The 23,972-nt window shown below is 70.2% G+C and carries 18 protein-coding genes, 1 tRNA gene and 1 pseudogene; 8 read left to right on the top strand and 12 right to left on the bottom strand.

Features of this window, described 5'->3' with window-relative positions; all coding sequences use genetic code 11:
• Positions 1-55 precede the first annotated feature (55 nt).
• The 3 genes from pheA to ACZ5Y0_RS22885 all read left to right on the top strand — a co-directional run bounded on the left by pheA (position 56) and on the right by ACZ5Y0_RS22885 (position 3,714).
• Positions 56-988, top strand: coding sequence for a prephenate dehydratase (gene pheA / locus ACZ5Y0_RS22895; RefSeq protein ID WP_469130533.1), 933 nt, complete (start codon positions 56-58; stop codon positions 986-988).
• 636 nt (positions 989-1,624) lie between these two features.
• A complete protein-coding gene (gene serS, locus ACZ5Y0_RS22890) occupies positions 1,625-2,902 on the top strand; it encodes a serine--tRNA ligase (RefSeq protein ID WP_469130532.1) in 1,278 nt (425 codons plus the stop codon).
• Positions 2,899-3,714, top strand: a complete 816-nt coding sequence (locus ACZ5Y0_RS22885) for an HAD family hydrolase (protein WP_469130531.1) — start codon at positions 2,899-2,901, stop codon at positions 3,712-3,714. Before serS ends, ACZ5Y0_RS22885 begins: the two co-directional genes overlap by 4 nt.
• Before the next feature lie 370 nt (positions 3,715-4,084).
• Here ACZ5Y0_RS22885 and ACZ5Y0_RS22880 read toward each other — a convergent pair.
• The 7 genes and pseudogenes from ACZ5Y0_RS22880 to ACZ5Y0_RS22850 form a co-directional block, all read right to left on the bottom strand.
• A tRNA-Ser gene (locus ACZ5Y0_RS22880) sits at positions 4,085-4,169 on the bottom strand.
• A gap of 335 nt (positions 4,170-4,504) precedes the next feature.
• Positions 4,505-5,497, bottom strand: a pseudogene (locus ACZ5Y0_RS22875) (IS481 family transposase); the annotation flags it as partial.
• A gap of 93 nt (positions 5,498-5,590) precedes the next feature.
• The gene (locus ACZ5Y0_RS22870) at positions 5,591-5,887 is read right to left on the bottom strand and encodes an SGM_3592 family protein (protein WP_469130530.1); all 297 of its coding nucleotides are present in this window, start codon (positions 5,885-5,887) and stop codon (positions 5,591-5,593) included.
• Between the two features lie 119 nt (positions 5,888-6,006).
• On the bottom strand, positions 6,007-6,726 hold the full coding sequence (locus ACZ5Y0_RS22865; RefSeq protein WP_356569963.1) for an ABC transporter permease: 720 nt from the start codon (positions 6,724-6,726) through the stop codon (positions 6,007-6,009).
• Positions 6,727-6,736: 10 nt separating this feature from the next.
• Entirely contained in the window at positions 6,737-7,648 is a 912-nt protein-coding gene (locus ACZ5Y0_RS22860; RefSeq protein ID WP_469130529.1) for an ABC transporter ATP-binding protein, read from the bottom strand.
• Entirely contained in the window at positions 7,645-8,553 is a 909-nt protein-coding gene (locus tag ACZ5Y0_RS22855; RefSeq protein ID WP_469130528.1) for an ABC transporter permease subunit, read from the bottom strand. The genes ACZ5Y0_RS22860 and ACZ5Y0_RS22855 overlap by 4 nt, the downstream gene beginning before the upstream one ends.
• A complete protein-coding gene (locus tag ACZ5Y0_RS22850; protein ID WP_469130578.1) occupies positions 8,543-9,508 on the bottom strand; it encodes an ABC transporter ATP-binding protein in 966 nt (321 codons plus the stop codon). The genes ACZ5Y0_RS22855 and ACZ5Y0_RS22850 overlap by 11 nt, the downstream gene beginning before the upstream one ends.
• Positions 9,509-9,967: 459 nt before the next feature.
• Here ACZ5Y0_RS22850 and ACZ5Y0_RS22845 point away from each other — a divergent pair, with 459 nt between their 5' ends.
• The 5 genes from ACZ5Y0_RS22845 (at position 9,968) to ACZ5Y0_RS22825 (ending at position 14,912) form a co-directional block, all read left to right on the top strand.
• A complete protein-coding gene (locus ACZ5Y0_RS22845) occupies positions 9,968-11,737 on the top strand; it encodes an SDR family oxidoreductase (protein ID WP_469130577.1) in 1,770 nt (589 codons plus the stop codon).
• A 236-nt stretch (positions 11,738-11,973) separates the two neighbouring features.
• On the top strand, positions 11,974-12,522 hold the full coding sequence (locus ACZ5Y0_RS22840) for an RNA 2'-phosphotransferase (RefSeq protein WP_469130527.1): 549 nt from the start codon (positions 11,974-11,976) through the stop codon (positions 12,520-12,522).
• Positions 12,523-12,546: 24 nt separating this feature from the next.
• Complete coding sequence (locus tag ACZ5Y0_RS22835) at positions 12,547-12,990, top strand: hypothetical protein (RefSeq protein ID WP_469130526.1); 444 nt, start codon at positions 12,547-12,549, stop codon at positions 12,988-12,990.
• Positions 12,991-13,031: 41 nt separating this feature from the next.
• Complete coding sequence (locus ACZ5Y0_RS22830; RefSeq protein WP_469130525.1) at positions 13,032-13,934, top strand: LLM class flavin-dependent oxidoreductase; 903 nt, start codon at positions 13,032-13,034, stop codon at positions 13,932-13,934.
• 102 nt (positions 13,935-14,036) lie between these two features.
• Complete coding sequence (locus ACZ5Y0_RS22825) at positions 14,037-14,912, top strand: HAD hydrolase family protein (RefSeq protein ID WP_469130524.1); 876 nt, start codon at positions 14,037-14,039, stop codon at positions 14,910-14,912.
• 13 nt (positions 14,913-14,925) lie between these two features.
• Here the strand turns inward: ACZ5Y0_RS22825 and ACZ5Y0_RS22820 are convergent, their stop codons facing one another.
• The 5 genes from ACZ5Y0_RS22820 to hisC form a co-directional block, all read right to left on the bottom strand.
• Complete coding sequence (locus ACZ5Y0_RS22820; protein ID WP_469130523.1) at positions 14,926-15,993, bottom strand: M23 family metallopeptidase; 1,068 nt, start codon at positions 15,991-15,993, stop codon at positions 14,926-14,928.
• A 152-nt stretch (positions 15,994-16,145) separates the two neighbouring features.
• Positions 16,146-19,649: a thiol reductant ABC exporter subunit CydD gene (gene cydD, locus ACZ5Y0_RS22815; RefSeq protein WP_469130522.1), complete on the bottom strand. Its 3,504-nt coding sequence runs from the start codon at positions 19,647-19,649 to the stop codon at positions 16,146-16,148.
• A 79-nt stretch (positions 19,650-19,728) separates the two neighbouring features.
• Positions 19,729-20,733 (bottom strand): cytochrome d ubiquinol oxidase subunit II, encoded by a 1,005-nt coding sequence (gene cydB / locus ACZ5Y0_RS22810; protein WP_469130521.1) that lies wholly within the window; start codon positions 20,731-20,733, stop codon positions 19,729-19,731.
• Positions 20,734-20,753: 20 nt separating this feature from the next.
• Positions 20,754-22,259: a cytochrome ubiquinol oxidase subunit I gene (locus tag ACZ5Y0_RS22805; protein WP_469130520.1), complete on the bottom strand. Its 1,506-nt coding sequence runs from the start codon at positions 22,257-22,259 to the stop codon at positions 20,754-20,756.
• 199 nt (positions 22,260-22,458) lie between these two features.
• Complete coding sequence (gene hisC / locus ACZ5Y0_RS22800; protein WP_469130519.1) at positions 22,459-23,538, bottom strand: histidinol-phosphate transaminase; 1,080 nt, start codon at positions 23,536-23,538, stop codon at positions 22,459-22,461.
• Between the last annotated feature and the right edge of the window lie 434 nt (positions 23,539-23,972).

Below are 23,972 nucleotides of genomic sequence, written 5' to 3'. Positions count from 1 at the left end.
GGGCGCATGTGAGAGGCGCGTCCCTCGTTTCTCGAGAGCCCATTAGGGTGAGGCCATGCCAGCGAGCTACGCGTATCTCGGCCCCGAGGGCACCTTCACTGAGGTGGCCCTGCGCACGCTTCCGGAGGCGGCCACCCGGCAGCTGATTCCGTATGTGTCCGTGCAGTCCGCCCTCGACGCGGTCCGCACCGGCGAGGCCGAGGCGGCGTTCGTGCCGATCGAGAACTCGGTCGAGGGCGGCATCACCACGACCCTCGACGAGCTGGTCGCGGGCTCGCCGCTGATGATCTACCGCGAGGTGCTGCTGTCGATCACCTTCGCGCTGCTGGTCAGGCCGGGCACGAAGCTGTCGGAGATCAAGACGGTCTCGGCCCACCCCGCCGCGCAGCCGCAGGTGCGCAACTGGCTGAAGGCCCATCTCCCGGACGCCGTGTGGGAGTCGGCCGCCTCGAACGCGGACGCCGCACGCCTGGTCCAGGAGGGCCGTTACGACGCCGCCTTCGCGGGCGAGTTCGCGGCGGCCCGTTACGGCCTCGAGGCGATGGAGACCGAGATCCACGACGCGGAGAACGCGCAGACGCGCTTCGTGCTGGTGGGCCGCCCGGCCCGGCCCGCCGCGCCGACCGGCGCCGACAAGACGTCCGTCGTGCTGTGGCAGCGAGACGACCATCCGGGTGGGCTGCGCGACCTGCTGGGCGAGTTCGCCACCCGTGGCATCAACCTGATGGTGCTCCAGTCGCGGCCGACCGGCGCCGGCATCGGCAACTACTGCTTCTGCATCGACGCGGCCGGTCATATCTCCGAGCGACGGATGGCCGAGGCGCTCATGGGCCTGAAGCGTATCTGCCGCGATGTGCGTTTCCTCGGCTCCTATCCGCGCGCGGACGTGACCGCGGCGCAGGTGCCGGCGCCGTTGCCGGGAACGTCGGAGGGCGAGTTCATGGCGGCGGCGGAATGGGTCACGCGCTGCCAGGACGGCCGGTTCTAGACCGGGTCGGGCCTGGGGCGGACCGGGTTACGGGAAGGCGACGGGTGGCTCACGCGTGCCCCGCGTCTGCCTCACCCGCGCCCTACCCGTGCCGCACCGCCGGACCTACCTGCATATCTTCGTTATCCACAGGAGTTATCCACAGGGCGGTATCTCGACCTGGGGACAAGTCGACACCTAAGCGCCATTCGATCGACAAATCGCCCTACATCCATCAAGTGGGCCCTCACCCTCTCAGGTCACCCTTCGTCCACCTGTTTCGCTCAATCGAGCCCTTGGGGCCACCTACTTTCACCCCAAAGTGGGCGCGAGAGGGGTTTGACGAAGGAATTCACCTGTGGTCGGGCCCCTTCGGAATGATCGAATCTGGTGTCCACAGATCTTTCGCACAGCCTGTGGATAACTTTTTCCCGCTGGGGACTCCTGTGGACAACCCACCCCCAAGTCCCGCCCCGCGCAAGGAAATCGAGTCAACACCCCGCCGCACCGCCGCCCGTCCAGGGTTTGAGACGACTTCCCTTGACCCCGGGGGCCCGCTCCAGGGAAACATGGAGCAATCCCCCCATAGCGGACCATAAGGCACGCTCCCCGATAGTCAGTCGTGAGGCGTCACCCCGCACCGGTAGCCTTGAGCATGTGATTGACCTTCGCCTGCTCCGTGAGGACCCCGACCGTGTGCGCGCGTCCCAGCGCGCCCGTGGAGAGGACGTCGCGCTCGTCGACGCTCTCCTGTCCGCCGACGAGCGGCGCAGGTCGTCCGGCGTCCGCTTCGACGAGCTGCGTGCCGAGCAGAAGGCGCTCGGCAAGCTCATCCCCAAGGCCTCCCCGGACGAGAAGGCCGAGCTGCTGAAGAAGGCGAGCCAGCTCGCCGCGGACGTCAAGGCCGCCGACGCCGAGCGCGACGCGGCCGACACCCAGACCCAGGAGCTCGTCCTCCAGCTCAGCAACCTCGTGCACCCCGAGGTGCCCGTGGGCGGCGAGGAGGACTTCGTCGAGCTGGAGACGCACGGCACCATCCGGGACTTCGGCGCCGAGGGCTTCGAGCCCAAGGACCACCTGGAACTCGGTCAGCTGCTCGGCGCCATCGACGTCGAGCGCGGTGCGAAGGTCTCCGGATCGCGCTTCTACTTCCTCACCGGCATCGGTGCCCTGCTCGAGCTGGCCCTGGTCAACGCGGCGATCGCCCAGGCCACGGCGGCCGGCTTCACGCCGATGCTGACCCCCGCCCTGGTCCGCCCGCAGTCCATGGCGGGCACCGGCTTCCTCGGCCAGGCGGCCCAGGACGTGTACCACCTCGACAAGGACGACCTCTACCTCGTCGGCACCTCCGAGGTCGCCCTCGCCGCGTACCACATGGACGAGATCATCGACGCCGAGCGGCTGCCGCTGCGCTACGCGGGCTTCTCCCCGTGCTTCCGCCGCGAGGCCGGCTCGCACGGCAAGGACACCAAGGGCATCTTCCGCGTCCACCAGTTCGACAAGGTGGAGATGTTCACCTACGTCACTCCGGAGGACTCGCAGGCCGAGCACCAGCGCCTGCTGGAGTGGGAGAAGCAGTGGCTGACCTCGCTGGAGCTGCCGTTCCGCGTGATCGACGTCGCCTCCGGTGACCTCGGCTCCTCGGCCGCGCGCAAGTTCGACTGCGAGGCCTGGATCCCGACCCAGGGCAAGTACCGCGAGCTGACCTCGACCTCGGACTGCACCGAGTTCCAGTCCCGTCGCCTGTCGATCCGCGTCCGCGAGGGCAAGCAGGTCCGCCCGCTGGCCACGCTCAACGGCACCCTGTGCGCCGTACCGCGCACGATCGTGGCGATCCTGGAGAACCACCAGCAGGCCGACGGCTCCGTGCGCGTGCCCGAGGTACTGCGTCCCTACCTCGGCGGCCGGGAAGTCCTGGAGCCGGTGGCCAAGTGAGCGAGGCCGCCACCCCGGGTTCTCCGTACCGCTTGATCGCGACCGATCTGGACGGGACGCTGCTGCGCTCCGACGAGTCGATCTCCCGTCGCACCCGTGACGCCCTCGCCGCGGCCACCGCGGCGGGCGCGGCTCACATCGTCGTGACCGGCCGCAGCGTCCCGTGGACCCGCCACATCCTCGACGACCTCGGCTACGACGGCCTCGCAGTCTGCGGTCAGGGCGCTCAGGTCTACGACGCCGGCGCACACCGCCTGCTGACCTCGGTGACCCTGGACCGGCAGCTGGCCGGGGTGGCGCTGGCCAAGATCGAGGCGGAGGTCGGCCCGCTGTACCTGGCGGCGAGCCGGGACGGGCTGGACGGGGAGGTGCTGGTCGGCCCCGGTTATGCGGTCACCGGCAGGCTTCCGTCGACGCCGTTCACCGACGCGTCGGACCTCTGGTCGGCCCCGCTGAACAAGATCTACATACAGCATCCCCGACTGTCGGACGACGAGCTGGCCGAGGCGGCCCGCCAGGCCGCGGGCGGTTTCGTCACGGTCGCGATGGCCGGCGCGGGGATCGTGGAACTGCTCCCCCTCGGCCTGTCCAAGGCCACCGGCCTTTCCCTGGCGGCCCGCCGCCTCGGCCTGAAGGCCGCGGACACGATCGCCTTCGGTGACATGCCCAACGACATCCCCATGTTCGCCTGGTCCGCCAGAAGCATAGCCATGGCCAACGCCCACCCGGACCTGAAGGCAGTAGCCGACGAAGTGACCGCCTCCAACGAGGAGGACGGCATCGCGGTGGTACTGGAAACACTGCTGGGATAGTCGGGCGCGACGGGGAGGCCGGGGCCGGACGGCGAACAGGGTCGGCACGGCCACAGGGCGCCGGACGCGACCATCCGACAGGCAACCGACACCATCCGCGCCCCGGCGCCGGGTACCCCGCGGAACCGCCGCGGGGGACGGCGAGCGCGCGGGACCGCCGCGGGCGGCCGGTAGCCCGCGGCACCGCCGCAGGGGACGGCGAGCGCGCGGTCGCCGGAGGCCGGCCAGGGGCGCGGGGAGCTGCGCGACCAGTCCCAACGCACCCGCACCGCTGCCCCGGACCCGCCCCGGCCCCGGCGCCAACCGACCCGAGCCTTCTCGACATACCCCAGGCCGACACCTCCGGCCCGGTCGCAGTGACAACGTCCCGCGGAGGATGCACGGATCGAACGTGCGCGGGGTTACCCCCGACCACGGCTTAGCAAGCCGGTGCCTTACCACTCGGCCAATCCTCCGGGTGGGCGGCCTCACGCGAGAGCGACATCGCGTGCTCGAAGCGGCCGCCCCGGGCAGCTCCCCGTGGGGCGGACTCCTTGGAGAGGTGACTACTCCGGAGACCGCCGTCGGCTGCCCTGTCGGGAGCTGGACGTACTGCCGTGCATGGGCATCGCCCCGCTCCTCTCCCAGCGTGTGGCGCCGGATCCCCGGCGCCGCGGACGACAACCATCCTGCCCACGCGACGAGTCGGGTGCCACCGAATAAAACAGCTGTGCGAGCGCGGGATACACGGGTTCGGGTCGGCCGAGTCCTCCCCGGCGGGACGGCGCGCCCTAGGTATGTCCGACACGCCCTAGCTGTATTGACCCGCAGCGTGGTTGACGCGGCTGATGGGCGGGTTTCCGTCGAGTGCGGTGTGGCAGCGGTGGTGGTTGTAGGTGTGGAGGAAGTCTGTCAGGGCTTCGGTCCGCTCGTGGTTTGAGGTGTAGGGCCGAATGTAGGCCCATTCGTCGAGGAGGGTGCGGTTGAAGCGTTCGACCTTGCCGTCGGTCTGTGGCCGGTAGGGACGGATCTTCCTGTGGGCGATGCCGGCCGCGGTCAGCGTCTGGGTGAACAGCTTGGACTTGTAGCAGGAGCCGTTGTCCGTCAGCACCCGTTCGACGGTGACGCCGTAAGTCTGGAAGAACGCGTTCGCCCGCTGCCAGAAGGCAGCGGCGGTGTGTTGGCGTTCGTCGGGCAGGACCTCGCTGTAGGCCAGGCGGGAGTGGTCGTCGACGGCTGAGTGGATGTAGCTGTAGCCGATCACCGGCCTGCAGTTGCGGCGCTCGTCGGTGGTGGCCTGCCGGTTGTGGTCGCCGGCCGTCCTGCCGACGGTTCGCCAGCCGCCGCCGTCGGGGATGTTGCCGAGTTTCTTGATGTCGACGTGGACCAGTTCGCAGGGTCGGTCTCGCTCATTGGCGTCGGATCGGTTCGCCGGTGGGTGGGCCGAGCCAGGCCGGCGGTGCAGGCCATGACGGGTCAGGATGCGGGGCACGGTCGAGGCGGGCAGGCCCAGGACGGGCCCGATCCGGGCCGGGCCGAGTTTGCGGGCCTGGCGCAGGTCGCAGACACGGGCCTCCAGCGCGGCCGGGGTGCGGTGCGGCGTCCTGTGCGACCGGCTGGAGCGGTCGTGCAGCCCGGCCTCGCCCTCGGACCGCCACCGGCGCATCCACTTGTGGGCGGTGGCCCGTGAGATGCCCATCTCGGCCGCCACGTGTGCGACCGGACGACCTGAGCGGACACGTTCGACCAGCAGCCGTCTCCCGAAGACGGTCAACCGGGCATGACGGTGGGACCCCGAAGACCTCCGTGCGGTGCAGTCCTAGACAGCTCCACCACACCGGAGGTCTTCGCCATGATCAAGACCCGTGACTGTCGACGACGCTCGTGATCAATACACCTAGCGGCGGCGCCACCTGCGTCGGCGCGCCTTGCTGAAGAACCACCCCGCCGGCGGCTCGTCCGAGCGCCAGGGCTGGGGCTCGGGCTCCTCCGCGCGCCAGCGCGCGGCAAGCATCCGTGCACGGGCGGACGGCTCGGAGGTCTCGGCGGCCCCGACGAAGTCCTCGTCGAGAACGAGATCACCGAAGCCGTCGTCCGAGCCCCGGTCCGGGGCCCGGTCCTGCGGCCCGTCCTCCGACCGCCCGCGGTCCTCCCCACGCTCACGACCGCCGAACCGCGCCGATTCGTCCGCCATCCCGACCTCCTGCCGTCCTCACGGCCGTATCCGTCGGCCCAGTGTGCCCGGGCACAGGTGAAGCCCCCGTCAAAACACCTCCAGGGGCCCACGAGGGCCCCTGGCAGGAGTCCCGCCGCCTACTCCTCCCCCGCCAGCGTCAGCGCCCGCAGCTTCTGTCCCGCGTACCAGGTGGCCAGCACCGTCACCGCCACCAGCAGGACGGTCGCCGTGGTCAGTCCGACGTCCGAGGTGATCAGGTCACCGCCGGCGACCTTGTCGGCGACGGCCAGCGACCACTGCTGGACGCTGAGCGTGCGCGCACCCGGCACCAGCGAACCGAACAGCGCCTCCCAGACGAGGGCGTAGACGAGACCGAAGACCACCGCGTGCCGGGAGACCGTGCCCAGCAGCAGGAACAGCGCGGCGTAGGCGATGGAGGACACCAGAGCGGCGACCGTGTAGGCGACGGCGATCTGCTGGCCGTTGCCGTTGAGGATGAACCCGGCGATCAGGGTGGGCAGCGCGGAGAACACCATCGTCACCGCGATGGCGACGATGAGCTTGGTGAAGATGATCGTCGGCCGCTTCAGCGGCTTGGAGAGCAGATACACCACGGAACCGTCGTCGATCTCGGGCCCGATCGCGCCCGTGCCGGCGATGACGCCGATGATCGGCACCATGGTGGCGAGCGCGAGGCCGCCGAGCAGGTCGGAAGCGGTCTGGTCATCGGCGCCGGCGAGGCCGCGCACCACCACCGAGATGGCGATCAGCAGCAGCGGCAGCGCGCCGAGGATGAGGGCCCGGCGTCGGCCGAGCAGGGCTCGGTACGTGAGTCGGGCGACTGTGGGGTCGTACATCTTCGGCCTCCTACGCCGCGACCAGGTACGAGAACACGGACTCGAGGGACTCGTCGGACGGCGAGACCGTGAGCAGCCTGATGCCGTGGTCCCTGGCGACCCGTGGCAGCAGTGCGGTGAAGCGGCCGAAGTCGACGGCCTGGATGCGCAGGGCTCCCTCGGCGAGGTCGACCTCGATGCCGGAGGTCGACGGGTCGGCGATCAGCGCGGCCGCGAGCGCGCGGTCGTCGCTGGAACGCACGAGGTAGCGGTGGGGTCGGTCGGTCATGAGCCGGCGGATCTTGCGGAAGTCACCGCTGGCCGCGTGGCGTCCGGCGACGACGACCTCGATGTGCCAGGCCAGTTGCTCGACCTCCTCGAGGATGTGCGAGGAGAACAGCACGGTGCGGCCCTCGTCGCCCATGCGCCGCAGCAGGTCCATCAGCTGCATGCGCTGGCGCGGATCCATGCCGTTGAAGGGCTCGTCCAGCAGGAGCAGCGACGGGTCGTGGACGAGGGCGCTGGCCATCTTCACCCGCTGGCGCATGCCCTTGGAGTACGTCTCGATCTTGCGGTCCTGCGCGTACTCCATCTCGACCGTGGCCAGGGCCTTCTGGGCGGCCTTGGCGCCGAGGCCGTGCAGCTCGGCGTTGGCGACGACGAACTCCCGGCCGGTGAGGAAGTCGTACATGGCTTCGCGCTCGGGGACGATGCCGATGTGCCGGTAGATGTCCTCGTTGCGCCACACCTGCCGGCCGTCGAGGGTGACGGTGCCGGTGGAGGGGGCGAGGAAACCGCCCATCATGTTGATGAGCGTGGACTTCCCGGCGCCGTTGGGGCCGAGCAGGCCCGTGACTCCGGGACCGACGGTCATGGTGATGTCGTTGACGGCGACCACGTTGCCGAACCAGCGGGAGACGTGGTCGAGGGCGAGCGTGGTCACAGTCCCACCTTCTTGTAGCGGCGCATCAGGAGGCCGTAGCACGCGGCGATCAGGCCCAGGCAGACGAGGACGTGGACGGCGCCCTCCCCGTCGGAGGGGCCGATCCCGCCCGGAGCGGCGGAGCTGGCGCCGAGGAACGCCGACTGCACGCCGTCGATGAGGGTGACGGGCGAGAACAGGCCGATCCAGGGGATGGCTCCGGTGCTGCCCTGGGCGTCCGCGATGGCCTGGAGCGTGGAGACGGCGCCGTAGGAGATGGTCAGGACGGCGATGACAGCCGCGATGCCGAAGCCGCGGCGCGGGGTGACCGCCGCGATGACCAGACCCAGACCGGCGAAGAGCAGCGAGAGCAGTGCCACGGAGACGAGTCCCTGGGCGAATCCCTCGGTCTGGTCGGCGAAGTCGAGTTTGGCCAGCAGGGCACCGACGTAGAGCACCAGCAGGGGTGCGGCGGTGAGGATGAACAGGGCGGAGGCGAGCGCCGCGAACTTGGCGCGGACGTAGTCGGCGGTCTCGATCGGCCGGGAGAAGTACAGCGGCACGGTCTTGAAGCGGAGGTCGCGCGAGACGGACTGCGGTGCCTGCGAGGCGACGTAGAGGCTGATGACGGCCTGCATGACGATCGCGTAGCGGGTGTAGTCCAGCGGGAGTTCCCTGGCCTTCGTGGCGACGGCGACGGCGACCATGATGGCCGCGGGCACGCACATCACCACGAACAGCAGCATGGGCAGCACCTTGGACTTCACCGAGCGGCCGAGGCCGTAGGCGCCGCGCAGGGACTGCGAGTAGAGGGAGCGGCGGGCGTAGGCGCGGCCCAGGCGCGGGCCGTCGTAACTGCGGTAGCCGATGTTGTGGATGCGGGTCTGGTCGCCCGAGGGGGTGGTCACCGGGTGCTCAACTGCCATGGCCGACGGCCTCCTTCCGCTGCTCGTCACTGTCGTGGAAGACCTCGGAGATGTGGTGCCGGCGCTGTTCCATGCGCACCAGGCCGAGGCCCAGGTCGGCGACCACGTCCCGTACGACGTCGTAGGTGTCCTCGCCCTGCGCGGTCAGCAGCAGGACGTGGCCCGCGCCGGGCAGGCCGCTGTCGGCGTCGAGGACGTCGACTCCGCGCGCGTGGAGCGCCTGACGGACCGCGCGGGTGCCGTCCGGGTGCTCGTCGGTGTCGGTGACCTCGATGGCGAGGGTGGTGGTGGTCTGGGTGAAGTCGGTGGTGGAACTGGAGCGCAGGAGCTTGCCGCCGTCGACCACGACGACGTGGTCGCAGGTGCGTTCGAGTTCGCCCAGCAGGTGGGAGGTGACCAGGACCGAGATGCCGAAGTCGGTGTGGATGCGGCGGATCAGGCCGAGCATCTCGTCGCGGCCGACCGGGTCGAGGCCGTTGGTCGGCTCGTCGAGGAAGACCAGCTGCGGGTCGTGGACCAGGGCCTGGGCGAGCTTCACGCGCTGCTTCATGCCCGTGGAGTAGCCCCCGATCGGGCGGTAGCGCTCCTCGTACAGTCCGACGTGGCGCAGGGTGTCGGCGGTGCGCTCACGCGCGGCGGTCGGCGGCAGGCCGGACATGCGGGCCATGTGCACGACGAACTCGGTGGCCGAGACGTCCGGCGGCAGGCAGTCGTGCTCCGGCATGTAGCCGACGCGCTCCCGGATGGCGGCGCCCTCGGTCGCGACGTCGAGTCCGAGCACTTCGGCGCGGCCCTCGGAGGCGGGGGACAGACCCAGCAGGATCTTGATCAATGTGGACTTGCCGGCCCCGTTGGCACCGACGAGTCCGGTCACACCGGGTCCGACGTCCACGGAGAGCCGGTCAAGAGCGGTCACCCGGGGGAACCGCTTACTCAGGCTTTCGGTCGCGATCACAGTCACGTCCTCGACGATAGTGACGCGGACCACGCCGGTCGTCAGACCGCAGAGCTGTCCTGGTCTCCGACTCGAGAGGTACGGGCCCGTAAAGGTTCCCCATCCTGAGAGCTACAGAACCCGGTGATCAGACGCCTCACCCCCGCCCTGTTGACGCTTTCTCTAACAAGTGCCAGATTCGGGCCGGCGAATCACGGACACATACCGAGTCGGCGCGTGCGGTGGGACGGGGGTGGCATGACGACGGCGGAGATGTTCGGGCCCGCTCGGTGGCCATCCGCTTCGGAAGGAGGTGATGGACGCCGCATTCCGGGGTACGGCGCGGGCTTCCAGGAGACCCTGGTGGGGGACCGTGGTGGTCGCCGACTCCCGGGACCGGCGAGGAGAGCGCCTTCTGGCCGGACGACGATCCGCCGCATGTGCGGCGCTGGGCGCAGGGAAGACGGAGGAGAAGTGACGATGCTGGAAGGTGCGCGCGAGCGCCGGGTGCGGACCGGCGGGATCGAGCTGTGCGTGGCCGAACTCGGGGATCCCGGCCGGCCGACGATCGTCCTGGTGCACGGCTATCCGGACAGCAAGGAGGTGTGGTCCGAGGTGGCGTCCCGGCTGGCCGACCGCTTCCACGTCGTCCTGTACGACGTCCGGGGCCATGGCCGGTCCAGCGCGCCCCGGCCGCTGCGGGGCGGCTTCACCCTGGAGAAACTGACGGACGACTTCCTCGCGGTCGCGGACGCGGTCAGCCCCGGCCGTCCGGTGCATCTGGTCGGCCACGACTGGGGATCGGTACAGTCCTGGGAGTTCGTCACGGTCGAGCGCACCCGAGGCAGGATCGCGTCCTTCACGTCGCTGTCCGGCCCGTCCCTCGACCACTTCGGTCACTGGATCGACAAGCGCCTCACCCGGCCCACCCCGCGCCGCGTCGGCCAGCTCCTGGGTCAGGGGGCGAAGTCCTGGTACGTGTACCTGCTCCACACCCCCGTGCTGCCCGAACTGGCCTGGCGCGGTCCTCTCGGCAAGCGCTGGCCGGCGATCCTGCGGCGGCTGGAGAAGGTGCCCGGCGGCGACTACCCCACGTCCTCGCTGCCCTCCGACGCCGCCCACGGCGCCTGGCTGTACCGCGACAACGTGCGGCCCCGGCTGCGTCGTCCGCGCCCGGACGCCCACGCGCACGCGCCCGTACAGCTCATCACGCCCCTGGGGGACGCGTTCCTGTCCGAGCGGCTGTACGACGAACTGGAGCGGTGGGTGCCACAGTTGACGCGCCGGACGATTCCGGCGAAGCACTGGGTGCCGCGCACGCGACCCGATCAGCTGGCCTCCTGGATCACGGACTTTGTGCACTCGGTCGACACCGAGGGCGATACGCCGGGCGCTGCGCCGGCACCGAAGGCGGCCGGCCCGTACGCCCAGCGGTTCGGCGGTCAGTTGGTGCTGGTCACCGGGGCGGGCAGCGGCATCGGACGGGCGACGGCGTGCGCGTTCGCCGAGGCGGGCGCGCGGGTGATCGCCGTCGACCGCGACGCCGAAAGCGCCTCCCTCACCGCTGAGATGGCCCGTCGCACGGGGGCCGAGGAGGCCTGGGCGGAGACGGTGGATGTCTCCGACGGGCAGGCGATGGAGAAGCTCGCGGCGAAGGTCCTCGCCGAACACGGCGTGGTGGACGTGCTGGTGAACAACGCGGGCATAGGACTGTCGGGTTCGTTCCTCGACACCACGCCGGAGGACTGGCGCAAGGTCCTGGACGTCAACCTGTGGGGAGTCATTCACGGTTGTCGTCTCTTCGGGAAGCAGATGACGGACCGGGGTCAGGGCGGCCACATCGTCAACACCGCCTCCGCGGCTGCCTTCCAGCCCTCCAGGTCACTGCCCGCTTACAGTGCGTCCAAGGCGGCCGTGCTGATGCTCAGCGAATGCCTGCGCGCCGAACTGGCCGGTCGGGACATCGGTGTCACGGCGATCTGCCCCGGCCTGGTCAACACCGGAATCACCGCCACGGCGACGTTCGTCGGTGTCGACGCGGAGGAGGAGAAGCGCCGCCGGAAGCGCGCCAGGCGCATGTACGGACTGCGCAACTACCCTCCGGAGAAGGTCGCGAAAGCGATTCTGCGCGCCGTCGTCCGCAACGAGGCGGTGGTCCCGGTGACGCCTGAGGCCAGGGTCTCCCATGCGCTGTCCCGCTTCGCACCGGGGGCGTTGAGGAGACTCGCCCGGATCGAGCCGCCGCTGTAGGGGACTTGGTGGTGGAGAGTTGCTAGGGGGATTGAAGTGAGGTTCCACACGGCTCCCTTGGGCACGGCCGCCCCAAGTCCGCCTGTTTCGCCCCTTGTCGACGAACTGCCCTGCACCACACGTCCGTTGTCCACAGAAGCGCCAATTCGACTGTGGATAACCGCAGTTACTTGTGGATCAAACATCGATACCAGAATTCCATGCGTGATCCGCATCTCGCCCGCCATGCTGACCGAATGGACGAAAGACGCACCGTGCGGGTGTCGAAGTACCTCTCGAAGCATCTGCGCCATCAACCCGAGCGCATCGGCCTCGGCCTGGACGAGGCCGGCTGGGTCGAGATCGAGACGCTTATCGCGGCCGCCGCGGCCCACGGGTTCCACTTCACGCGGGAAGAACTCGATCACGTCGTCGCCGCGAACGACAAGAAGCGGTTCGCGGTCGAAGGCACCCGTATTCGCGCCAGTCAGGGCCACAGCATCGACGTGGACCTCGGCCTCCCACCGGCGACCCCACCGCCGTACCTGTACCACGGGACGGTGGCCAGGTGTCTGGACGCGATCCGGGCCGAGGGACTGCGGCCCATGAACCGGCACGACGTGCATCTCTCCGCCGACCGGGAGACCGCGAACCGGGTCGGCGCCCGCCGAGGGCGGCCGGTGGTGCTCGTCGTGGACGCGGAGGCCATGCGGCGCGACGGTCACGTCTTCCACGTGAGCGCGAACGGCGTCTGGCTGACGAAGGCCGTACCGCCGCGATACCTGTGCTTTGCCGGGTCGCACTGAGCTTCGTTCGGCAAGATCGGAGTCATGGACCAGTTCCCCACCACCGAGGCCGCCGTCACCGCGCTGCGCGCCATCGCCGCCGAGTACGCACTCGAGATCGAGGTCACTCATGACATCGGCGCCGACCGGACCTCCCGCCGCACCGCGGCAGGCGTCGGCGTCACCGTCGACCCGGACGGCTCCCTCCCCCACGAGGCGCAGGTCGACCTGGGCGGTCGGCCTCATGTGCGCGTACGGCTCTATCCGGACGACGACGCCCTGATCACCGTCGACGGCGTGGAGTGCCCCGACGTCGCCCGCGACGACGTACCGGCCTTCCTCCGCTCCCTCTACGACGGCCACGCCTGGGTGAAGCGCCGGCGCTTTCCACCGAGCCAGTTCCTGATGGTGCCGCTGCCGGGCGATCGCGTACACAAGGAGTTCATCCTGGTCGGACTCACCCCGTGGCTGGCCCGGCGCGCCCGGTAACTGTTTCACGTGAAACACCGTCGGCGCATACGCTCGATGCCATGAGTCTGCGACTGAGCACCGTGATCCTCCCGTACCGCCGCTGGCACGAGGGCGGCCGTTCGTCCTGGACACGGGCCGAGCAGCTCGGCTTCCACACCGGGTACACCTATGACCACCTGTCCTGGCGCAGCTTCCGCGACGGCCCCTGGTTCGGTGCCATCCCGACGCTCACCGCCGCCGCGTCCGCCACCGAGCGCCTGCGTCTGGGCACCCTGGTGACCTCTCCGAACTTCCGACACCCGGTGACCCTCGCCAAGGACCTGATTTCGCTGGACGACATCTCCGGTGGCCGGGTCAGCCTCGGTATCGGGGCCGGTGGCACCGGCTTCGACGCCACCGCCCTCGGGCAGGACCCGTGGACCCCGCGCGAGCGGGCGGACCGCTTCGCCGAGTTCGTGCCCCTTCTCGACCGGCTGCTCACCGAGGACTCGGTGTCCTACGAGGGTGACTTCTACTCGGCGCACGAGGCGCGCAACATCCCCGGCTGCGTACAGCGCCCCCGACTGCCCTTCGCCGTCGCCGCGACCGGCCCGCGCGGCCTGAAGCTCGCCGCGCGCCACGGCCAGGCCTGGGTGACCACCGGCGACCCCAAGCTGTTCGAGAACGGCACCTCGGAACAGTCGGTCGAGGCCGTCCGCGGCCAGATCGAGAAGCTCACGGACGCCTGTGTGGCGCTCGGACGGGACGTGAGCACCCTGGACAAGATCCTGCTCACCGGGTTCACCCCGGACCGGGGCCGACCGCTGGAGTCCCTCGACGCCTTCGTGGACTTCGCCGGCCGCTACCAGGCGCTGGGCTTCACGGAGATCGTCATCCACTGGCCCATCCCGGACTCCGACTTCGCCGCGGACGACAAGATCTTCGAGCGGATCGCCATGGAGGCCCCGGCGCAGCTGCGCTGATCTCGGCCCCGGTCACCCCCGCCGACCTGGGACGTCGCCCGCTCCGACTCATCTGTGCGGGCTCTCGCACGGTCGTGCGGACGGATACGGGAGAATGACCGGGTGACCTCAGTGACTCGACAGCCCGAGACCCCGGCCGCCGCCACCCCGCCGCGGCTGATCGCCACCGATCTCGACGGGACCCTGCTGCGCGACGACAAGTCGGTCTCCCCGCGTACCGTCGCTGCCCTCGCCGCCGCCGAGAAGGCGGGCATCGAGGTCTTCTTCGTCACCGGCCGCCCCGCCCGCTGGATGGACGTCGTGAGCGACCACGTCCACGGGCACGGCCTGGCGATCTGCGGCAACGGCGCCGCCGTGGTCGATCTGCACGGCGGCCCCGGCGCCCACCGGTTCGTGAAGGTGCGCGAGCTGGCCCGGGAGAACGCGCTGGAAGCCGTACGGCTGCTGCGCGAGGCGGCACCCGGGACCATGTACGCGGTCGAGCAGACGTACGGCTTCTACCAGGAGCCGGAATATCCCCGGATGCATCTGGAGGTCCCCGACGCCCTCGCGCCGGCCGAGCGGCTGCTGGCGCCGGACGCCCCGGGGGCCGGTGAGCCGGTGCTGAAGATCCTCGCGTTCCATCCCACGCTCGACCCCGACGCCTTCCTCACCCTGGCTCGGCTGGCCATCGGCGACCGTGCCAACGTCACCCGCTCCAGCCCCAGCGCGCTGCTGGAGATCAGCGGACCCGAAGTCTCCAAGGCGAGCACGCTCGCCCTGTGCTGCGCGGAGCGGGGCATCTCACACGAAGAGGTCGTCGCGTTCGGGGACATGCCGAACGACGTCGAGATGCTCACCTGGGCGGGCCGTTCCTACGCCATGGGCAACGCGCACCCGGACGTGATCGCGGCGGCCTCCGGGCAGACCGTCGCCAACAACGACGACGGGGTCGCCGTCGTCATCGAGCAGCTGGTCGCCGAGCGGCTCCGGGCCTGAAACCGAGCCAGGACTATCCGACGGGCGTCCCGCGTGCCGCCAGCCACGGCACCGGGTCGACCGCCGACCCCATGTCCGGAGTGACCCGTACCTCGAAATGCAGATGCGGTCCCGTGGAGTTGCCGCTGGTGCCCGACTGACCGATCGACTGCCCCGTCGTCACGCTCTCGCCCTGGTCGACGCCCACGGACGCCAGATGGGCGTACTGCGTGTAGTAGCCGTCGGCGTGCCGGAGCACGATCTCGATGCCGAAGGCGCCGCCGCACGACACCCGCACCACACGGCCCGCGCCGACCGCCTTCACCGGGGTGCCGATCGGTACCGCGAAGTCCTGCCCGGTGTGCCGACTGGCCCAGCGGGCGCCGCCGCTGCCGAAGCGCGCGGACAGGGTGTAGCCGTCGACCGGCGCGACCCACTCCCGCCGGTCGCGCGCCGGCGGCCGGTCGAGCCGCTCGGCACCACGGCAGGAACCCGCGGCGACCGAGGCGTCCGCCTGCCCCTGCAACTGCCACCGCGCCTGTTCCAGCTTCCGCTGGATGCCGGTGCGCAGCACGGCGAGTTCGGCGTTGTGCCGCTCCAGGGTCTGCCGGACCCGCGCGGCCCTCGCCTCGTCGGCGGCCAGCCGGGTCTCGGCCCGTCGGCTCTTGGCGATCGCGTTGTCCACGACGACGTTCGTCCGCGACAGGACGTGCCGGCCCCGCATCAGCTCGTCGGGGTTGCTCGACAGGACGAGTTGGGCGGCGACCGGCAGTCCACCGCTGCCGCGGTACTGGGCGCGCGCGATCCGGCCCAGGTCCTCGCGCAGCACGGTGATCTCCTGCCGCTCACGGTCGAGGAGCTGCTCCAGCCGCTGGACCTTGGCCCGTTGTCTCTCCGACTCGAGACGCCCCGCCTCGTACCGCTGGGTCGCCACGGCCGCTTCCTCGTACAGCCGCGCCACCTGCGCGCTGAACCCGGAGCCGGGTCCGTCCGGGCCGTCACCGCCCGGGTCCCCGCCGGCGGTCGCGGGCCGGGCCACCAGCACCGCCACCGCACACATCAGGACCGGAACCAGCGGCGGCCGACGGCGAGATGAGCGCATGTCAGCGATCCTTGCGCGGCCGACCGCCCCCGGTCCTGTTCTGGTCGTACGCCTGGGGGATCAGCGACTCGAACGGCCGAGCGCGAGCCCTGCCGGGCGCTCGGCCAGGAGGATGCGGGACCGCCACGCCGGTGGAGGGGAACGAAGCGTTCTCAGCGCGCCCCCACGAGCAGTTCCGCCGCTTCCTCCCGCCCGACCATCTCACGCAGCGGTCCCTCTCCCGCGGCCAACTCCCCGTACGTGCCGCGCTGCACGACCCGGCCCTCGTCCAGGACGACCACCTCGTCCACCGCGTCGAGTCCGGCGAGCCGGTGGGTGATGAGGAGCGTCGTACGGCCTTCGGTGGCCGCCAGCAGGTCCGCGGTGAGCGCGTCGGCGGTCGGCAGGTCGAGATGTTCGGCGGGCTCGTCGAGCACCAGAACGGGGAAGTCGGCGAGGAGCGCGCGGGCGAGGGCGAGTCGCTGACGCTGCCCGCCGGAGAGCCGTGCGCCGTGCTCGCCCACAAGAGTGTCGAGCCCGTCGGGCAGCCCGTCGGCCCACTCCAGCAGCCGGGCCCCGGCGAGCGCGTCGCGCAGGTCGTCCTCGGTCGCGTCCTTCCTCGCCAGCAGCAGGTTCTCGCGGACCGAACTGTCGAAGAGGTGCGCGTCCTGTGCGCACAGCCCGACCATGCGCCGTACGTCGTCCCCGTCGAGGGCGCAGGCGTCCACCCCGCCGAGCGTGTACGAGCCCGCACCGGGGTCCACGAACCGCAGCAGCACCTGAGCGAGCGTCGTCTTACCGGAACCGGAAGCCCCGACGACGGCGATCCGGCGGCCCTGCTCCACGGTGAGATCGACACCGGTCAGCGCGTCCCGGCCCTGCCCCTCGTACCGGGCGGACAGCCCCTTGACGACGAGCGGGAACGGCGATCCCGGCGCCCGGCGAGGCCGCTCCGGCTCCCGCACCGGCTCGGGAGAGTCCAGGACCTCGTACACGCGCTCAGCGCTTGCGCGCACCCGCTGCCGGTACTGGACGGCGAGCGGCAGGCCCAGGACAGCCTCGAAGGCGGCGAGCGGGGTGAGGACGGCCACGGCCATGGTCACGCCGCTCAGCCGTCCCGCGTCGACGGCCTGCGCACCCACGAGAGCGGCGGCAGCCACCGTCAGTCCCGAGACGAGCGCGGTCAGCCCGCCGCCGAGCGCGGTGGCGGTCGCGGCGCGCGAGGCGATCCGGGTGAGCACGGAGTCGGCCTCCCGGACCGAGGCCGTACGGGCGGGCAGGGCACCCGCGACCGTCAGTTCGGCGGTACCGGTGAGCAGGTCGGCCGCGCGGGTGGCGAGCACCCCCCGAGCGGGGGACAGGCGGCGCTCGGCCCGGCGCGCCACGACGCCCGTTACCAGCGGAACTCCCACACCGGCCGCGATCAGCCCGACGGCGAGGACCGCCCCCGCCTCGGGCAGCAGCCACGCCGTGAACGCGACGGATCCCGTGGAGACGACGACGGCGGACACGGTGGGCAGCAGCCAGCGCAGCCAGTAGTCCTGGAGGGCGTCCACGTCGGCGACGAGCCGCGTCAGCAGGTCGCCGCGACGGGTGGTGCGCAGTCCGGCGGGCGCCAGCCGCTCCAGCCGCCGGTAGACGGCGACCCGGGTGTCGGCGAGCATCCGCAGCACGGCGTCGTGCGACACGAGCCGCTCGGCATACCGGAACACGGCCCGCCCGATGCCGAAGGCCCGGGTCGCGGTCACGGCCACCATCAGATAGAGCACCGGTGGTTGTTGCGAGGCGCGCGAGATGAGCCATCCGGAGGTGGCCATGAGACCGACGGCGCTGCCGAGAGCCAGGCTGCCGAGGAGCAGTGCGAGACCGAGACGTTCCCGCCGGGCACCGGCCATGCCACGGACCCGGGCGAGCGCCTCGCCCTTGCCGACGACGGTCCGCGCCCCTTGCGGCGCCTCGAAGGCCACGGGCTTCTCCAGGACGGCCCCGAGGCCCCGAGGGGCGGCCACCGCCCCGGGTTCCCGTGACGCCGCGTCGGTCGCCGCCTCCGTCGCCTTGAGCCGCACCACCCGGTCCGCCACCGCCAGCAGCGCCGGACGGTGCACCACCAGCAGGACGGTCCGGCCGGCCGCCAGGCGCCGTACGGCCGCCACGACCCCCGCCTCCGTCGCCCCGTCGAGCGCGGCCGTCGGCTCGTCCAGCAGCAGCACGGGCCGGTCCGCGAGGAACGCCCGCGCCAGTGCGAGCCGCTGACGCTGGCCAGCGGACAGTCCGGCCCCGTCCTCGCCGAGCACCGTCCCGGCACCGTCCGGAAGCGCGTCCACGAACTCCAGCGCGCCCGCGTCCCCGAGCGCCCGGCGGACGGCGGCGTCATCGGCGTCGGGGCGTGCCAGCCGTACGTTCTCGGCGATCGTGCCGGCGTAGAGGTGCGGGTGCTGCGGCACCCAGGCGATCCGGGAGCGCCACTGTTCCAGATCGACGTCCGCGAGATCCGCTCCCCCGATGCTCACCCGGCCTTCGACCGGCCTGACGAAGCCCAGGAGAGCGTTCAACAGGGTCGACTTGCCCGCGCCGCTCGGTCCGACGAGCGCCACCGTCTCTCCGGGGGCGACGGCGAGGGACACGTCCGAGACGGCGTCGACGGAGCGTCCGGGGTAGCGGACCCTCACGCTCTCGAAGGCCACGCCGCCCGCCGGCACCGCGTCCGTGCCACCCGCCGGCACCGGCGTATCCAGCACTTCGAAGATCTCCTCGGCGGCGGCGAGCCCTTCGGCGGCCGCGTGGAACTGCGCTCCGACCTGCCGCAGCGGGAGATAGGCCTCGGGCGCGAGCACGAGGATGACCAGGCCGGTGTACAGGTCCATCTCGCCGTGCACCAGCCGCATGCCGATCGTCACCGCGACCAGGGCCACCGAGAGCGTCGCGAGCAACTCCAACGCGAACGACGAGATGAAGGCGATCCGCAGCGTCCGCATGGTCGCCTGCCGGTATTCGCCGGTGATCCGCCGGATCGACTCCGTCTGCGCTTTGGCCCGCCCGAACACCTTGAGCGTGGGCAGCCCCGCGACGACGTCCAGGAAGTGCCCGGACAGTCGGGACAGCAGTCGCCACTGGCGGTCCATCCGCGACTGGGTGGCCCAGCCGATCAACACCATGAAGACGGGGATCAGCGGCAGGGTGCCGACGATGATCGCGGCGGACACCCAGTCCTCGGTCACGATCCGCGCCAGCACCGCAATCGGGACGACCACCGCGAGGCCCAACTGCGGCAGATAGCGAGAGAAGTAGTCGTCGAGGGCGTCAATCCCTCGGGTGGCGAGCGCGATCAGCGATCCGGTCCGTTGCCCGCTCAGCCACCCGGGACCCAGCCGGGCCGCCCTCTCCAGCAATTGGCCCCGCAGTTCCGACTTCACCGCGGCGCTGGCCCGGTTCGCGGAAAGCTCCGTGAGCCAGGAGACCAGCGCGCGGCCGATCGCCACAGCCACCAGCAGCAGCAGGGGCGTGCCGAGTTCCGCGACGAGCCGACCCTGTTCGAACGCCCCGACCACCACCTCGGCGATGAGCATCGCCTGGGCGATCACCAGCACCGCTCCGACGGCTCCCAGTCCGACGACCGCCATCAGGAAGCGGCGGGTGGAGCGGGCGTATCGGAGGAGACGCGGGTCGATCGGTTTCACGTGAAACACACCCTCTTCTCAAGGAGCGTGTTTCACGTGAAACAGGCGTTTCCCATGAAACACACCCCAACTGCAAAACTCAGTGCGCGGGCTCAGCGATGTGCTGCGTACCGATCCGCTTGCGGAAGACCCAGTAGGTCCACCCCTGGTAGACCATGACGACCGGCGTGGCGATGGCCGCGCACCAGGTCATGATCTTCAGGGTGTACGGGCTCGACGAGGCATTGGTCACCGTGAGGCTCCAGTCCGCGTCGAGCGAGGACGGCATGACGTTCGGAAAGAGGGTCAGGAAGAGCATCGAGACGGCGGCCACGATGGTGAGGCCGGAGAGGGCGAAGGACCAGCCCTCCCGCCCGGCCTGGTTCGCCACCAGAGCCGCGACGAGGGCGCCGACGGCCACGACCAGGGCGACGAGGCTCTTGCCGTCACCGCTGTCGATCTGCGTCCAGAGCAGGAAGACCAGCGCCGACACGGCGGTCACCAGACCGGTCTTGCCCGCCAGTTTCCGCGCCCGTTCCCGGATGTCGCCGACGGTCTTGAGGGCTGTGAACACCGCGCCGTGGAAGGTGAACAGCGTCAGCGTGACCAGACCGCCGAGCAGCGCGTAGGGGTTGAGCAGATCCCCGAGGTTGCCGACGTACTCGAAGTTCCGGTCGATCTTCACGCCCTGCACGATGTTGCCGAAGGCCACACCCCACAGGAACGCGGGGAGCAGCGAGGTCCAGAAGATCGCGTGCTCCCAGTTGCGCTGCCAGTTCTCCTCGGGCCGCTTGGCCCGGTACTCGAAGGCCACGCCGCGCACGATGAGGCAGACCAGGATGAGCAGCAGAGGCAGATAGAAGCCGGAGAAGAGCGTGGCGTACCACTCCGGGAAGGCGGCGAAGGTCGCGCCGCCCGCGGAGAGCAGCCACACCTCGTTGCCGTCCCAGACGGGCCCGACGGTGTTGATGAGCACCCGCCGCTCGGGCCGGTCGCGGGCCAGCAGCTTGGTCAGAATGCCGACCCCGAAGTCGAAGCCCTCCAGGAAGAAGTAGCCGATCCACAGGACGGCGATGAGGACGAACCAGACATCGTGCAGTTCCATGACTGTGCAGCTCCCTCGGCCTAGTACGAGAAGGCCATCGGCTTGTCGGCGTCACGGGAGTCGCCGCCGATCTTCGTGGGCGGGTTGAGGTCGGCCTCGGTCAGCTGGGGCGGACCGGCCTTCACGTACTTCACCAGCAGCTTGACCTCGACGACGGCGAGGACGGCGTACAGCAGCGTGAAGGTGATCATCGAGGTGAGGATCTCGGCCTGGGAGACGCCGGGGGAGACCGCGTCCCGCGTCTGCATCACGCCGTACACGACCCAAGGCTGGCGGCCCATCTCGGTGAAGATCCAGCCCCAGGAGTTGGCGATCAGCGGGAACGCCATGGTCCACAGCGCCAGGAGCCAGTAGAGCCGGGTGAGCTTGGCGCCGAGGGGGCTCCTGAACAGCACCAGACGCGGCACCTCGTCCTCCCCGGTCCGCAGGGCGGCCGGCAGGAAGAACCTCTTGCGCGTGAGCCACAGCCCGACCAGACCGAGGGAGAACGACGCCATGCCGAAGCCGATCATCCAGCGGAAGCCCCAGTAGGCGACGGGGACGATGGGCTTGTAGTCACCGGGGCCGAACTTCTGCCGGAGGGCTTCATTGGTGTCGTTGATGCCGGGCACGTACGACTCGAAGTCGCTGTGCGCCAGGAAGGACAGCAGGCCGGGGACCTCCAGGGCGACCTCGTTGTGGCCCTGGTCGACGTCCCCGTACGCGAACACGGAGAAGGGTGCCGGCTTCTCGCCGTCCCACAGCGCCTCGGCCGCGGCCATCTTCATCGGCTGCTGCTCGTACATGACCTTGCCGAGGGTGTCGCCGCTGACCGCGGTGAGCAGTCCGCCGACCGCCAGGGTGACCAGGCCGAGACGCAGGGAGGTCCGCATCTCCGGGATGTGCTTCTTGCGCATCAGGTGGAAGGCCGCGATCCCCACCATGAAGGCGCCGCCCGTCAGGAAGGCCGCCGAGAAGCTGTGGAAGACCTGGTTGAGAGCGGTGTTCTGGGTGAGGACGCGCCAGAAGTCGGTGAGTTCCGCCCGGCCCTTCGCCTCGTTGATCCGGTAGCCGACGGGGTGCTGCATCCAGGAGTTGGCCGCGAGGATGAAGTACGCCGACAGCAGCGTGCCGATCGAGACCATCCAGATACAGGCCAGATGGATCCTCTTCGGCAGCCTGTCCCAGCCGAAGATCCACAGGCCGATGAAGGTGGACTCGAAGAAGAAGGCGATGAGGGCCTCGAACGCCAGGGGCGCGCCGAAGACGTCACCGACGAAGCGGGAGTAGTCCGACCAGTTCATGCCGAACTGGAACTCCTGCACGATGCCGGTGACGACACCCATCGCGATGTTGATCAGGAAGAGTTTGCCCCAGAACTTCGTCGCCCGGAGGTACTTCTCCTTCTCTGTGCGCACCCACGCGGTCTGGAGTCCGGCGGTCAGCGCGGCCAGCGAGATCGTCAGGGGCACGAACAGGAAGTGGTAGACGGTCGTGATGCCGAACTGCCAGCGCGCCAGGGTCTCCGGCGCCAAAGCCAGGTCCACGTCACCGCTCCTTACTCAGCCGCTTGTGAAAGCGTTCACATTCACAAGCAATTATGGCGCACAGATTTTCGACGCGTGAAGGGGGTCCCCCTTACTCCGGGGAACCCCCTCGCCACATCCGACCGACGGCGCCACGCCACAAGCGCTGACCTGCGGATATCACCCTGGACCTCGCGGAGCGGGTGACCGATGTCACCCGCTACAGCTCCTTGCGGAACCCTTCCGTCACCTTGAGGAAGATGTCGTTGGCCTCGGTCTCCCCGATCGTCACCCGCACCCCCTCGCCCGGGAACGGCCGGATCACGACGCCCGCCCGCTCGCACGCCGCCGCGAAGGCGGCCGTCTGCTCGCCCAGCCTCAGCCACACGAAGTTGGCCTGCGTCTCCGGCACCGTCCAGCCCTGGGCACGCAGCCCCCCGACCACCCGGTCGCGCTCGCAGACCAGGGAACCCACCCGGCCGAGCAGCTCGTCCTCGGCCCGCAGCGAGGCGATCGCCGCCTCCTGCGCTATCTGGCTCACCCCGAACGGCACCGCCGTCTTGCGCAGCGCCGCCGCCACCGGCTCATGGGCGATCGCGAAGCCGACCCGCAGCCCGGCGAGGCCGTACGCCTTGGAGAACGTGCGCAGGACACAGACGTTCGGCCGCTCCCGGTAGAGCGCGATCCCGTCCGGCACCTCGGCGTCGCGGATGAACTCCCGGTAGGCCTCGTCGAGCACCACCAGGACATCGCCGGGCACGCGGTCCAGGAACCTCTCCAGCTCGGCCCGCCGCACCACGGTGCCCGTGGGGTTGTTGGGGTTGCAGACGAAGATCAGCCGGGTCCGCTCGGTGATCGCCTCGGCCATCGCGTCCAGATCGTGCACATCGCCGTCCGTCAGCGGCACCTGCACCGAGGTCGCGCCGCTGATCTGCGTGATGATCGGATACGCCTCGAAGGACCGCCACGCGTACATGACCTCGTCGCCCGGTCCCGCCGTCGACTGGATCAACTGCTGGGCGACGCCGACCGAGCCGGTGCCCGTGGCGATGTGCGAGGCCGGGACGCCGAAGCGCTCGGACAACTCCTGCACCAGTCCCGAGCACGCCATGTCCGGGTAGCGGTTGAAGGACCCGGCGAGGGCCGTGACGCGCTCCAGCACGCCCGGCAGCGGCGGGTAGGGGTTCTCGTTGGAGGACAGCTTGTAGGCCACGGGACCGCCCACCGCGGCCGGCTTGCCCGGCTTGTAGGTGGGTATCCCCTCCAGCTCGGCGCGCAGCTTGGGGCTCGTCTCGCTCACCGCAGTCCTCCTCGTGACCACCACCGGCTCAATACTGCTCACCTTATGAGGATTCGGCTCGGCTGCGTACAGCTGAGGACGGACCCGTGTCCGTGGAACCCGCCTATGCCGACCACGTCACACCCACATCAGCGGCATCACGGTACGAAGGCGGACGAAGGCGCGCACGCCGGGGGGCGCGCCGTACATATATCTATGCGCCGGTAGCTTGCGCCGTGGCGCGCATCCCTCGTGCAGGTGAGTTGAGACCTCTTCGAAACATCGGCACCTTGGCAGGCTCATCCGTGCCTCCACGCCACGTCCTGATATCAAACGGTCCAACTACCTTGCTTTCATCGGCACTTGGCCCCTCACGGCCATGCAGAAACGTGCCTGCCAATGTGTGCATATGCGTCCGCCCTACCCCACCGAATGAGCCCTACTATCGGCTCGCC

The sequence above is a fragment of the Streptomyces sp. NPDC033216 genome (genome assembly GCF_055577115.1).
Note: the sequence above shows the minus strand (reverse complement) of the source record. Positions and strands in the feature narration are given on the sequence as shown.